This is a genomic window from Atopobacter phocae ATCC BAA-285 (assembly GCF_000526675.1).
GTDB lineage: Bacteria > Bacillota > Bacilli > Lactobacillales > Aerococcaceae > Atopobacter > Atopobacter phocae.
Genome location: NZ_JAGN01000011.1, coordinates 23,996 through 37,224, shown reverse-complemented (window position 1 = coordinate 37,224; position 13,229 = coordinate 23,996). Strand labels below are relative to the sequence as shown.

At 34.2% G+C, this 13,229-nt stretch carries 11 protein-coding genes; 3 read left to right on the top strand and 8 right to left on the bottom strand.

Features of this window, described 5'->3' with window-relative positions; all coding sequences use genetic code 11:
• Nucleotides 1-222: 222 nt before the first annotated feature.
• The 8 genes from L866_RS08470 to coaA form a co-directional block, all read right to left on the bottom strand.
• Nucleotides 223-1,422, bottom strand: coding sequence for an AbiJ-related protein (locus L866_RS08470; protein ID WP_051452850.1), 1,200 nt, complete (start codon nucleotides 1,420-1,422; stop codon nucleotides 223-225).
• A gap of 13 nt (nucleotides 1,423-1,435) precedes the next feature.
• On the bottom strand, nucleotides 1,436-3,646 hold the full coding sequence (locus L866_RS0103190; protein ID WP_025729099.1) for a DEAD/DEAH box helicase: 2,211 nt from the start codon (nucleotides 3,644-3,646) through the stop codon (nucleotides 1,436-1,438).
• Nucleotides 3,643-5,391 (bottom strand): site-specific DNA-methyltransferase, encoded by a 1,749-nt coding sequence (locus L866_RS0103185; protein WP_025729097.1) that lies wholly within the window; start codon nucleotides 5,389-5,391, stop codon nucleotides 3,643-3,645. Before L866_RS0103185 ends, L866_RS0103190 begins: the two co-directional genes overlap by 4 nt.
• Nucleotides 5,388-5,606, bottom strand: coding sequence for a helix-turn-helix domain-containing protein (locus L866_RS0103180; RefSeq protein WP_025729095.1), 219 nt, complete (start codon nucleotides 5,604-5,606; stop codon nucleotides 5,388-5,390). Before L866_RS0103180 ends, L866_RS0103185 begins: the two co-directional genes overlap by 4 nt.
• Nucleotides 5,607-5,752: 146 nt before the next feature.
• A complete protein-coding gene (locus tag L866_RS08465; RefSeq protein ID WP_035446057.1) occupies nucleotides 5,753-6,397 on the bottom strand; it encodes a single stranded DNA-binding domain-containing protein in 645 nt (214 codons plus the stop codon).
• A gap of 46 nt (nucleotides 6,398-6,443) precedes the next feature.
• A complete protein-coding gene (locus L866_RS0103170) occupies nucleotides 6,444-6,947 on the bottom strand; it encodes a hypothetical protein (protein WP_025729093.1) in 504 nt (167 codons plus the stop codon).
• A 448-nt stretch (nucleotides 6,948-7,395) separates the two neighbouring features.
• Complete coding sequence (gene guaA / locus L866_RS0103165; protein WP_025729091.1) at nucleotides 7,396-8,946, bottom strand: glutamine-hydrolyzing GMP synthase; 1,551 nt, start codon at nucleotides 8,944-8,946, stop codon at nucleotides 7,396-7,398.
• A gap of 16 nt (nucleotides 8,947-8,962) precedes the next feature.
• Nucleotides 8,963-9,886: a type I pantothenate kinase gene (coaA, locus tag L866_RS0103160; protein WP_025729089.1), complete on the bottom strand. Its 924-nt coding sequence runs from the start codon at nucleotides 9,884-9,886 to the stop codon at nucleotides 8,963-8,965.
• Nucleotides 9,887-10,149: 263 nt separating this feature from the next.
• Between coaA and mvk the strand changes: the two genes are divergently transcribed.
• Genes mvk through L866_RS0103145 form a run of 3 tightly spaced genes read left to right on the top strand, consistent with a single transcriptional unit; the run spans nucleotide 10,150 to nucleotide 13,223 of the window.
• Nucleotides 10,150-11,094, top strand: coding sequence for a mevalonate kinase (mvk, locus tag L866_RS0103155; protein ID WP_025729087.1), 945 nt, complete (start codon nucleotides 10,150-10,152; stop codon nucleotides 11,092-11,094).
• Between the two features lie 31 nt (nucleotides 11,095-11,125).
• The gene (gene mvaD, locus L866_RS0103150; RefSeq protein ID WP_025729085.1) at nucleotides 11,126-12,160 is read left to right on the top strand and encodes a diphosphomevalonate decarboxylase; all 1,035 of its coding nucleotides are present in this window, start codon (nucleotides 11,126-11,128) and stop codon (nucleotides 12,158-12,160) included.
• Complete coding sequence (locus L866_RS0103145; RefSeq protein ID WP_025729082.1) at nucleotides 12,150-13,223, top strand: phosphomevalonate kinase; 1,074 nt, start codon at nucleotides 12,150-12,152, stop codon at nucleotides 13,221-13,223. Before mvaD ends, L866_RS0103145 begins: the two co-directional genes overlap by 11 nt.
• Nucleotides 13,224-13,229 lie beyond the last annotated feature (6 nt).

The following is a 13,229-nucleotide window of genomic DNA, read 5'->3' as shown; positions in this document are numbered from 1 at the left end:
CAATCGGTTAATTGGCGCTGTCCTGATGGACACACATGACGAATGGCTCAGTTCTACAAGAAAGTATATCAAGTTTAACCAGTAAGAGAGTATAGAACATTGTATAGTATTTTACACAAGATTATGGACTTGACTCTCCTCACTCTAGCTTGTCTAGAATTATTGATATCAAAGCAAAGCATCTTTTATAAAAGTATTTAAAATGAAGTTGCTCCTTTATTACTATTTTATTTTTTCATGATGGCGAATACAAAATGAATTCCCTATATCTGTTAAGGCTTTAAACTCAGTTTCTAATACCGTCTTTATTGAGTCGTTATTAAAACTTAATTCATTAATTAATTTTTCAGCAGATTTTCTTTTGTCTAATGCAGGGAAATAATACGTTTTAAGTCTCTCAAAGGCATCCCATATTTTTTCAACAGCATCAGAATAATTTCCTTTTATATATTCTTCCTCAGCAATTGCTAACAATTCTTCTAATCCAGGCTCTCTTACAGGTTTTTCAGAATTAAGTCGAAACAATTTATCACTAGTATTTATGATTTTTCCATTATTATTTAATGTTAAACCTAACTTATGATGAGCAAATAAACTATTTACTCTCTCCCTATAAACACTATTATCTTCTAATAAATAAGCAAAAGCCTCAATAATATCTAATACAGAAAATGGAGAAGTGTTATCTATAAAGTAATCAAAATCTGTAGCTAATACATACTCATTTTCTTTAGAATTTTTAGGGATATAGAATTTTTCTATTTCCTCCATAGCTATTTCACTAAGTTGCTTCCAGTAGTTCCAATTGGTTTCATCCGTGGAATATCTTGGTTCATCATACTCTTTTAATAATTGTAAAATTTGATATCTAACATCTTTCGATAAGCTCAACTTAATATCTTTATTTTTTATTTGCTTTTCATATCTTATTGAATAAGGTTTGAAAAACAATTCCTTTCCTGAATAAACTCGCCAACTAAAAACCTCTCGACCAGAAATCTCTTTATTTGCATAGAGCTCGAAATTATCAAACTTTAATAATTCATTTATTCTATCGAAAAAAAGTATCCAATTAGCATCTTCATCTCTAACCTCTGGATGGAATATTTCACAAATAAAATCTAGAAAAGTTACATCGTCGCCATTTAACAATTGAAATCTATCATCTTTAAAAACCCAATTAGCAGGATAGTCGTCATTATTAACAGTATGTTGCCAAATATCTCCTTTTGCATTAGGGAATCTTGAATCCATACTCTCCATATTTTCTAAATCATACAACCTCTCGAGAAACTCAATCTCCTCAAGTCGTCCATAATACTGATAAGTATATGTTACGATATCAAAAAACTCATCCTGATTAATACCGTTGTTAAACAAATCAAAAATATCTCTTTTTGTAAGTTTTGATATTTTATTCATCATTACTCCTTAATCAAAAAATTTCCTTTAAGCTCACCCAAGCTGAATCACTCATATCTTCACTATACTCTGTATTATTAATATACAATCTATTGTTTCTATCTCTTACAAATCCCCAGTTAATATTTTCCTTTTCAGCATATGATTTAAATGCTAAAAATTTGTTTTCTACTTGTTTATCAATATTTTTACTCTTGCCTTGGCTTTCTCCACCCTTGGTTTCAATAATCCAAACCTCACCATTCTTTTTTCTAACGATATAGTCAGGATAGAAGAGATATTCTTTGTTGAATCCTGTCCTATAAACTATTGACAGATATTGTTTTCCCGTATCTCCATTTTTGAAGAACCAATCAATATCTTTTCTTTCTTCTAAATGATATTCAAATAATTGCTCACTAGTAGACCTTAACTCTGATGTCGTCATAGAAGTATCATATTCTTCATAAGCATTGTTTTCATAAATTTCTACATCATTTTCATAAGGTAGATATTTTTGAAAATCTTCCAAAGGTAACTTATATTCTTCTCTTTTATCTAGTAAAAGTTGAATCTGATACTCATCCGGACGACTTGCAGCTTCAATGAAATCTTCCTTTAACTGATAGGCATTATTTATCATAAATGCATACCATTCTCTATTAGATAAGGCTACTAGTTTCTTTTGCGACCTTATCATCTTATGGAATAAATGTTGTAAAACTGCTTTCATTTTATTTGATGGCAAGCCTACAACCTTCTTAATCATATCTACTGAATGTAAGGTATCAATCCCATGATCATGCGTACTCACTTCATAGGCTATCTCTCTGTGTTCACCTTTTCTATTATCTGAAATATCAGCTAATTTCTGAAATTTACCACTTCGATATTTGCTAAAAACTTTTGTTCCAAAAATATATCCATAATTTTCTAACGTTTTCTTGTTCTCTGCTTTATCTTTTCCTAATTTATATTTTTCAACAAAATAGTCATACGCCTTATCTAAAACTTCTTTCTCGTTTACATATTCAAAATCACGATTACGAACTTCTTTAATCATCTTAAAATCTTTAGCCTTATCTTTTAAGAAAATTCTACGTACCTCATAAGCATTACCAGACTGAATAGCCGCCTCTTTGTATTTCTCATCAAAAGTATATAGAAAACAAAAGTCCAGTCTATCATCACCATAATGCCTTGCCTTCGGCATTCTTCTTATACGACCTAAGGTTTGAATTTCAAAAGTTTCCGTCATATTCTCTCTTAACTTGACTAATATCTTCGCTCTTGGGCAATCCCATCCAGTTGATACTGCTTGCTTCATAATTAAGAAATTAGAAGAATAATCATCCTTTGTTAAGTGTTCAATGTTTATCTTTTCATCACTTAACCATTTGCTAATAAGTTCATTTTTATAAGTATATCCCATTTCTTCTAGATGTTCTTCTACATATTCAATCAATCTTTCACTCATATCTGGAAATTGGATAATCACTAAAGGATTTACATTTTCTCCCTGCTCGATATAAGCTTCTTTAATTTCCTTTCTTTTTTCATCTGCTTTTTGAATTAAGAAAAGTGTTTCCGATTCTATATCTTCTACTTCATCTATATCAATATCTTCATTGATATATAAAGCACGAGTAATTAACCCACTACTAATTACTTCCTCTTCTGGAATTTCATAAAACTCAGCGGTTGGTAGTTTTTTAGTTGTAGCAGATACCCTAATTTCATACTTTGAAGAAAGGGCATTTAGCACATCATTCGCCTTAACCGTATTGTTCAAATGTTCTTCATCGATAACAACTATAAAATCATTTCCATTTCTGTGAGCATAGGCTATTCTTTCAAAAAGATTTTTCTTTTCTGTATCCTTTAAAGCATTGTTTGTCTTATTGGTAATCATTTCCCAGTTAATGAAATAGGTCGTTCCTCCAATAAATCCTTGCAATAAAACATCACTAATATCCCCTGTTTTAGCATTAGGAATCAATTTCTCCATCTTTTCCTGAGATTGTTTTTCTAAATCGCCCTTACCCGGTGTAAGCCAGACAAAGATCATTTCCGTATCCACATTAGCAAGGTAATCCTCTATATAAGAAAGAAGCATAATTGTCTTTCCACTACCTGTAGGGCTTTTTAATATTATTTTATGTTTAGAATTACTGTCTGTCGTTTTATCTAAAAGATAGTTCTTAGCATCGGTTTGAAAATCAAATAACTGAATCTCTCTAATCATAGTTCATTTACCTCCCTTAATTCATTTAGGAAATAATAATCTGGTACATCTATAAACTTAATTCCTTTTCTCTTACTCTCAACTTCAATTTCTCTTGATAATAGAATATAGGAAGGTAGGTATACTTTAGAATTTTCGATTATCTCTCCATTAAACCATCTTTCTAAATCTTCCTGACTCAAGATAAGGACTCTATTTTTACCATCTATTTCACACATATTTTCTAACTCAACCATTTCCTTTATGTGTGATAATAGTCGATCTGATAAAATTTCTTCCTCATCACCAAATCTTTTAATAAAGTCTGTTTTATAATATTTAAGATTGTGAGGGAGATCTTCTTGTATATTTTTTAGTCGCTGATAAGTTATTTCTTCAGCAATCTTATTTTCATTATTTGTACAAAGTATATATTTTCTATTTCCACCATCTTCTTTGTTTAGTTGAGCAACAGCATGCCCTGTTGTGCCAGAACCAGCAAAAAAGTCAAGTATTTTGGAGTTGTTATTAGTCGTTAAATATAACAAATCCTTAATTAATTCAACAGATTTAGGATTGTCAAATTTTTTTCCTCCTAGTATATTTTTTAACTCATTTGTTCCTGTTCCAGTACTATATCTAGCTTTATATAATATTGTTTTTGGTTTTTTTGTAGGAATTTCCCCCAGTTCTGGTCTTTGTTTTTTATAAAAATTAATATTATCTTTATTGCTTGTTATAATAACTTCTGATTTATCTCTTCTTAAAGTATCTATACTCCATCTCCAAGAAGCATAATAATCGTTTATAATAGGTAATATAAAACTATATCCCATATTTTTATACTTTTTCTCTAGATCTTTCAGATAAGTATCATCAAAAATTTTATTTTCCCTATCATAAATTTTTAGATACTCATCTTCTTCAATAGTAGCAACCTTATTGTCTTTTATCAAAATAGGGTAAAATGTTGTCGGTCTTTTTTCTCTTGGAGCATCATTTCCAGTCCTTTTTAACGTTGCCCCCTTTTTATAAAATCCAATTTCATCTTCTAACCACTTTTTTTCTAATTCTTCTTCATGTATATTAAATTCATTAAAACTAGATTTTGTTATATTTTTAGCATAAACCAAGGTATATTCATGTATCCCTGCAAAACCTAATTGGCTTTGATTTCCCTTAAAGTTCATTATTGTAGGTAAATTTGCAACAAAATTTTGCTCACCAAAGACTTCATCACATAGCAATTTTAATTGTGAAAATTCATTATCATCAATACTTATTATTATTTTTCCTTCTTCCTGTAGTAAATTTCTTGCTGCTATCAATCTCTCATTCATAAAGGAAATCCACTTAGAATGTCTATATGTGTCATCTTTTCCTATCATACAATCATCATAAATAAACTCTTTATTTTTTGTATTGTAAGGTGGGTCTATATAAATAACATCAATCTTTCCATTGTGTGTTTTCTCTAATATTTTTAAGGAATGAAGATTATCTCCCTCAAGTAAAAAATTAAACTCCTCATTTGCCATAGACTCTATTTTCATTTCCCCGATTTCAGTAAACACCGGGATATTATGTTCCAGCATTTCATCAACCTTTTCAGAATGTTCCTCCCAAACGAGTCCATACTTCTTTTCTGTTAATGCATTTTCTATATTATTTAAAGCAATAATACTTTCGTCATCACTGTGTATTTCTTTAAGTTGATTAATATAATCAAGCATTTCTTGACGCTTAATTTGTGATAAATTACTCATTTTTTCATATCCTCCTCCATATCCATAGAAATCATATCACCAAAATCTGCTCCAAGAGCCTGTCCAATTCTGTAAAGTACATCTAATGAAACATAATCTCCCTTACTCATTTTAGCAATGGTTGAAGGTGATATCCTTGTAAGCTCTGCCAAATCTTTTTTATTCATATTCTTATCTATTAATATCTTCCATAATCCATTGTATTTTATTTTCATGATTTCCAACTTTCCTTATGAGTTCTCAAATTTTTACTCTTCTATTATACCACGTTTCTTTTTCCTTTTTACACTCTAATGATAATTTAAACAACAAAAAAACGGTGAAGTCCGAAGACCACACCGCCAATATTATCTTTCTGTTTCTATTTTTTATCTGACTTATTCGTTTGTTTACCCTTATCATCTGCCTTGTACTTCTTTATTGCTCCAAGTTTGGATTCTTTTTTAGGACTTTTTTCCTGATCTCTCTCTTTTGCTTTTAAAAGTTTTGATGATAGTACTTTTATATTTGTATATTCTTTTCCATCAGCACCTAGTGTTGTCTTTGTTTGTCCAAACACTTTCATAAAATCTCCCTGTTTAAGGTTTTCCATTCCTTTTGCTTTTTCTCCATAAGCGGAACAAGAGTGATAATTCTTCCCTCCCTCCTTATCATTAGAAACCAAGGTAAAGTTAACCACCTTGAGTTTCTCTCCTTGATTATCCTTTATCTCTAATAGTTCTGGATCTTTGATAAGATTTCCTACAACATTGATTAGGTCATCTCTTTCTTCCTTTATGGTAGCTTCTTCTTGTAGTAAGCCTTGTTCTTTAAGATTATCTATTGAGTAATCAAATTCTTCACTTAATAAACCTTGAGTATCATTGGCCATAAACTCCTCATATAAACTATCCAAAGCTTTTTCATCATTAATCCCTTTCTCGTAGCTAATTAACGCTTTTACAAAGTCTTGATAGTTATTATTGGCCATTTCTTCCATGTTTTTTCTCATCTCTTTGTAACTCATTGAATCATCCTCCTCATAATTAATAAAAGGAGCTATCTCTAGCCCCTTATCTTTCCTGTGTATTTTCTTTTGCTACTTTATCTTTGTTTTCGTTACTCGTATTTTGATAAGCTTTTATCTGCCCTAAGATAGAAGGCTTATTTTCTTTCTTGTCAAGATTATCACCTACATCGTAAGTCGATTCAAAGTAATCAGAATCCTTGAAATCATGGTCATATCGATCTGAAATACCACCGTTATCTAAATCACTAGCTAACGGATCATAAAAGTTGCCTTTTTCATCGAGTTCTAAACCAAGAGTTTCCATAATAAGCTTGTCACTCACAAATACAAAATCATCAAAAGTTGACAGATTCATTTGTGTAATCATATTTTTCAAAGCGGTTTCTTGACCTAAATGGTCCTCTTCGAAACTTCCTCCATCCACGTTTATATCGTCAATATATTGCGACCATGTAAACTCCTCTAAGTTTAGTTCAAATTGGACACTATTATCGCCATACACTATTTCTGTAAAAGCTATACCAACATGTGCTAAATCAGGATACAATTTATCAAATTTTAGTAGATAGACCTATGCGATCTAACAAGCAGGAGTAAAGAGTTTTTTTCATCTGATGATGAAAGTACACTAAACAAGTCATCCTTTACTAGCATTTTTGAAATCATATAAAAACTATATCTATTACTCTTTCGCTCTAAATAAACTTTAATTGTTGTGAAAATTTAATCTTTTATTTATTAAAAATCATTGTATCAAACAAATTGTTTTTATTAAATGACAGCTCATATCAAAACCATAAGATTTTTAATTTATTCTAACAATCTAGTTTTTAGAAGATGTCTACATACAAAAAAGCCGCAAGCTCACGCTTGCGGTCCATTTTTTAAAAAGCTTTACATAATTCTTTATATCGTTCGATTTATCAATTAGTACCGTTTTAGTACCACCGATATAAACAAACATTGACACTTCAACGAAAATTCACTTTTTACAACTATTCCCACTCAATCGTTGCTGGTGGTTTGCTCGTGATGTCATACACGATTCGGTTAACGTGTGCAACTTCGTTCACGATACGGACACTAATTTCTTGTAACACATCCCATGGAATGCGCGCGAAGTCACTGGTCATTCCGTCGATAGATGTAACGGCACGGATGCCGACTGTGTAATCATACGTCCGAGCGTCACCCATGACACCAACACTACGCATGCCTGGTAATACTGTAAAGTATTGCCAAATATCACGATCTAAACCGGCTTTAGCGATTTCTTCGCGTAAAATAGCATCACTTTCACGGACGATTTCTAGTTTTTCTTCTGTAATTTCGCCTAATACTCGGATGCCTAAACCAGGTCCTGGGAACGGTTGACGCCATACTAAGCTTTCAGGCATCCCTAATTCAATCCCTAACTCGCGTACTTCATCTTTGAACAACGTATTTAATGGCTCAATTAATTCAAATGCCATATCTTCAGGCAATCCACCCACGTTATGGTGTGATTTAATTGTTTGCGCTGTTTCTGTTCCAGATTCAATGACGTCAGTGTATAACGTCCCTTGTGCTAGAAAATCAATGCCATCTAATTTAGCAGCTTCATCATCAAACACATAGACAAATTCATTGCCGATGATTTTACGTTTTTGCTCTGGATCGCTAACGCCTTTTAGTTTATTTAAGAAGCGTTCTTGCGCGTTTACACGAATAATATTTAAGCCAAACTTACCTGATAAGCTTTCCATTACTGCGTCACCTTCACCTTTGCGCAGTAAACCATGATCCACAAAGATACATGTTAATTGGTCACCAATTGCGCGATGTAATAAAACACCTGTCACGCTGGAGTCAACTCCACCTGATAGACCAAGTAATACTTTTCGGTCACCAACTTTTTCGCGGATTTTTTCAACTTCTATATCAATAAAGTTGCCTAGGCTCCAGTCAGCAGAGCAGTGACAAATATCAAAAGCAAAATGTTTTAATAAATCATGTCCGTACTCTGAATGACGAACTTCTGGGTGGAATTGAACACCGTAAATTTGACGTGACTCATCCATCATTGCCGCGTTAACACCTGTTGCACTGCGACCGATAATTTCAAATCCTTCAGGCACTTCTTTGACTAAATCGCCATGACTCATCCATACGGTTTGTTCTGTTGGTAATCCAGCAAATAACGGGTTATCTTTTAAAATGTTAACCGTTGCTTTACCATATTCTTTATGATCTGCCCCTTCAACTGTCCCACCTAAAATATGTGTCGTTAATTGCATCCCATAGCAAATACCTAATACTGGAATACCTAATTCGTAAATGGCTGGATCAATCGTAAAGGCGCCCTCTTCATATACGCTATTTGGGCCACCTGACAAGATGATCCCTTTTACGTGTCCCATGGCTTTAATTTCTTCAGCTGTAATACGATGAGATAATAACTCCGAGAACACATTTAATTCACGAATACGTCGTGTAATTAACTGGTTATATTGAGAGCCGTAATCTAATACGATAATTTTTTCAAGTGTACTGAAATCGGTTGTCATAATTTCCTCCCTCGTTTTATACCTTGACAGAAACTCTGTCAATGAGATGGTTATCTGTTTTATGCAGAATGATATCTGCACGTCCCATCGTCGGTTTGATGAATTGACGTAAATTAACTAAATTAATTTGACGCCAAACAGTGGCGGCCATGTCAAAAGCAGCACCCCAATCACCTATCGCGTAGTGATAATAATAATTACTTGGATCGTCTTTTGCTCGCGTCAAATGCATTTTAAAACGTTCTAAATACCATTTTTCAATTAACGCTTCATCTGCATCAACAAACAAACTAACATCAAAGAAATCACTGACGAATATTTCATGATTGGCAGGCAATTGCAAGACATTAATCCCTTCAACAATCAGTATATCTGGGCGGTCGACCACGTCATATTCCCCTTCAATAATATCATAAATATCGTGTGAATACTTTGGTACTTGAATATTTTTTTCGCCACTTTTTACTTGTGTTAAGAAGTTCAAAAGTCGTTTCATATCATAGCTTTCTGGAAAGCCTTTACGACTCATTAAGCCCAACGTTTCTAATTTTTGGTTTGAATATAAAAAACCGTCTGTTGTTAATAGGTCCACTTTTAATTCTTGCTCGCTGTAAGCCCGCTCGAGTAATGTTTTAATTAATCGGGCAGTTGTACTCTTGCCTACCGCTACGCTTCCGCTAATTCCAATAATGAATGGTGAGCGGCGACTGTGCATTTCTAAAAATTCATTTTTTTTGTTTTTTAATGTTAAAAAAGATTTACGATAACAATCAAGTAAGCCTAATAATGGTAAATATATTTCTTCCACATCATTTTGATCGATTCGGTCGTTCAATGATGTTAACTCGACTAATCGTTCTTGTGATATCATCACTTCTGAATGTGACTGGAGATGTTTCCACCGTTCACGTTCAAACGATTGATAGATTGTTCGGACCATTTCATTGCCCCTTCCCTAAGATTCCTTATTATTTTAACATACTTTCATTCGGTTAGCTCCATTCCTTTAGTAGTTATCTACTATTTTTTATATGCTATATCCTTTGTAAAAATTTCTTCAATATTTTGTATCGTTCATTTGTTTTATCGGATAAAAAACATTAAAATAATCTTTAATTCCAAACAGATGACTTTGTTTCCATCCAAAACATGCTAAACTAATAATGTAAAAATATATTTTAATGGATTAAACGGGGTGAAGAAATGCGGCAAGGAATTGGTCGTGCACATGGTAAAATTATATTAATGGGTGAGCATGCAGTTGTTTATGGTACACCTGCCATTGCCGTTCCATTTCAGCGGGTAGAAACCGTAGCCACACTAACTGAACATACGGGTCATTCTGAATTACACAGTTCTTTCTATGACGGTTTATTTGAACAATTACCTGACATTATCAGTAGTCTATATCACTTAGTTCGACTACTTAAAGATCATTTTTCACATGAGACACCGTTTAACTTACATATTAATTCAACGATTCCACCTGAACGTGGCATGGGCAGCTCGGCTGCAGTGAGTAGTGCTGTCACTCGAGCATTTTTTGACTATCATCAAACGCCTCTATCTGATCAGCAATTACTTCACTTTGTAGATCAAGCTGAAACCATTGCGCATGGTTCACCTAGTGGGATTGATAGTTTTCTCATGACACAAACGCAACCGATTCGTTTTAGTCGGACAGAACCGATTCGTATTAGTCGGACAGAACCGATTCGTATTTTACCTGATTTGCCAAACGGGTTTTTAATTGTTGCTGATTCTGGTATGATTGGACAGACAAAGCAAGCCGTTAATCATGTAAGGGATCGTTATGAACAAGGCGATTTTAACGTCATTCAAGCGATTCAACGAATTGAAGAACTGGTCGGCGCTGGTGAGCAAGCAATTCAAGTCGGCTCATTAGAACAATTAGGTCAATTATTAAATGATAATCATTTTGCCTTACAACAATTAGGAATTTCAACACCGGTCATTGATGAATATATTCAATGTGCTCGGCAAGCCGGTGCGTTAGGTGCTAAAATAACTGGTGGCGGCTTAGGTGGCTGCCTAATTGCTTTAGCGACAAACGAGCCACAAGCAATAGCGATTGCAAAACAACTTGAATCAGCAGGTGCGGCAAACACATGGGTTGCCCCCCTTTAGCATGTACTGATACGAGAACAGGAGGCTTATAATGACAAGAAAAATTGGATATGCTCGTGCCCATACAAATATTGCATTAATTAAGTATTGGGGTAAAAAAGATCATGAATTATTTTTACCAATGAATAGCAGTTTATCGTTAACACTTGATGCGTTCTACACCGATACACAAGTTATTTTTGATTCTAGTTTTGCTGAAGATACTTTAACGATTAATGGTGAACTACAACCTTCAGATGAAATTAATGGATTAGTACGCTTTTTAAATGTTATTCGTGAAAAAGAACAGACTGACTTAAAAGCACATGTTATTAGTCATAATATTGTCCCTACTGCAGCTGGTCTAGCTAGTTCTGCTTCAGCATATGCGGCCTTAACTGGGGCGATTGCGCAAGCTTTCAATTGGCAATTGGATCACCAAGCACTTTCTCGTATTGCCCGACGTGGTAGCGGTAGTGCAACACGCAGTTTATTTGGTGGGTTTGTTGAGTGGGAGATGGGCGTTGATGATGAAACAAGTCAAGCCATTCCAATTGATGATGCACAATGGGACATTGGCATGTTGGTCATGATTTTAACTCGTCAAAAGAAAGATATTTCTAGTCGAGTAGGCATGCAACATACCGTAGAAACGTCTCCTTTTTATACTAATTGGGTGGAAACAGCTGCTCAAGATTTAAAACAAATGAAAGCAGCTATTTATCGTCAAGACTTTCAAACAGTGGGCGAATTGACTGAACACAGTGCCATGAAAATGCACGCAACGACGTTTAGTGCCAATCCCCCATTCTTTTATTTTGAACCTGAAACGATTCATGCCATTCGAATCATTCAAGCATTACGTAAACAAGGCCATCATATTTACTATACTTTAGATGCTGGTCCGAACTTAAAAGTTTTAGGGAAACGTTCTGAATTAGAAAGTGTTCGTCAAGCATTACTTGAACATTATTCATCGGATCAATTAATTTTGACACAAGCAGGACCTGGTATGCGCCAACTATCAGCAGATGAATGGGCGTCACTTTATCCAACAAGAGAGGAAGACACATCTCATGACCATTAAAATGAGTGCCCCGGGAAAATTGTATATAGCGGGAGAATATGCAGTGGTTCAACCACAACATTTAGCATTAATCACCCCCACTCCTCAGCGTATTCATGTTGAAATTACGCCGAGTACACAATCCGGCTCAATTCATTCCCCTTTATTTACACAGATGCCAGTTAAATGGTATCGTCGTCAAGGACAACTGGTGTTAGATCAACGGGAAAATCCTTATCATTTGATTGTTGCGGCACTACAAGTCGTTGAAGAACTAGTCCATGAACTCGATTTAGATGCGCGTTACTACCATTTAAATGTGACGAGCGAATTAAATCGACAAGATGGCGTCAAATATGGCTTAGGATCAAGTGGCGCTGTTACTGTTGCAACCGTAAAAGCTGCATTAGCATTTTATGGATTAGATTATTTTATGGATCAACCTTTGAATATCTTTAAATTAGCTGCCATTAGCCATTTACGCATTAATCATAATGGTTCAGCCGGTGATTTGGCGACATCTACTTTTGAACAGTCTATTTTATATTCGAGTTTCGACCGAGATTGGGTTAGAAATCAATTAGCCCATGGTGCTAGTTTATTAACCTTATTGGAAATTACTTGGCCTAGCTTAGAAATTCGACCATTTACGATTCATCCGTCCATTCAAATGTTAGTCGGATGGACCGGCGTACCCGCATCAACTACGGATACACTCGACGAATTAGAAGATGTTCAAAGCAATTTAATGTTGACCGACGAAATGTTTGGCGCACAATCTGATCGCTATGTTTTAGATTTAAAATCTGCATTAGAACACGGAAATTGGTCCAGCATTAAAGAAAATATTGCGCAACTTCGTCAACTACTTTTACAGTATACAGCGCAGCATCATATTACATTAGAAACGCCTCCATTACAGGAGTTGATTCAACTAAGTCAAGCGCACCAACTCGCAGCGAAATCTAGTGGAGCGGGTGGTGGCGATTGTGGCATTTGTTTTTATCCTGCTCAGGAAGCTCATCGAGCAGATGAGTTAAAACAAAATTGGCAAGATAAACAAATTACACCGTTAGCATTTTAATAGCAG

Bases quoted from the DNA above. Each gene is read 5' to 3' on its own strand.
- L866_RS08470 (WP_051452850.1), bottom strand. From the start codon at position 1,422: ATGAATAAAATATCAAAACTTACAAAAAGAGATATTTTTGATTTGTTT.
- L866_RS0103190 (WP_025729099.1), bottom strand. From the start codon at position 3,646: ATGATTAGAGAGATTCAGTTATTTGATTTTCAAACCGATGCTAAGAAC.
- L866_RS0103185 (WP_025729097.1), bottom strand. From the start codon at position 5,391: ATGAGTAATTTATCACAAATTAAGCGTCAAGAAATGCTTGATTATATT.
- L866_RS0103180 (WP_025729095.1), bottom strand. From the start codon at position 5,606: ATGAAAATAAAATACAATGGATTATGGAAGATATTAATAGATAAGAAT.
- L866_RS08465 (WP_035446057.1), bottom strand. From the start codon at position 6,397: ATGAGTTACAAAGAGATGAGAAAAAACATGGAAGAAATGGCCAATAAT.
- guaA (WP_025729091.1), bottom strand. From the start codon at position 8,946: ATGACAACCGATTTCAGTACACTTGAAAAAATTATCGTATTAGATTAC.
- coaA (WP_025729089.1), bottom strand. From the start codon at position 9,886: ATGGTCCGAACAATCTATCAATCGTTTGAACGTGAACGGTGGAAACAT.
- mvk (WP_025729087.1), top strand. From the start codon at position 10,150: ATGCGGCAAGGAATTGGTCGTGCACATGGTAAAATTATATTAATGGGT.
- mvaD (WP_025729085.1), top strand. From the start codon at position 11,126: ATGACAAGAAAAATTGGATATGCTCGTGCCCATACAAATATTGCATTA.
- L866_RS0103145 (WP_025729082.1), top strand. From the start codon at position 12,150: ATGACCATTAAAATGAGTGCCCCGGGAAAATTGTATATAGCGGGAGAA.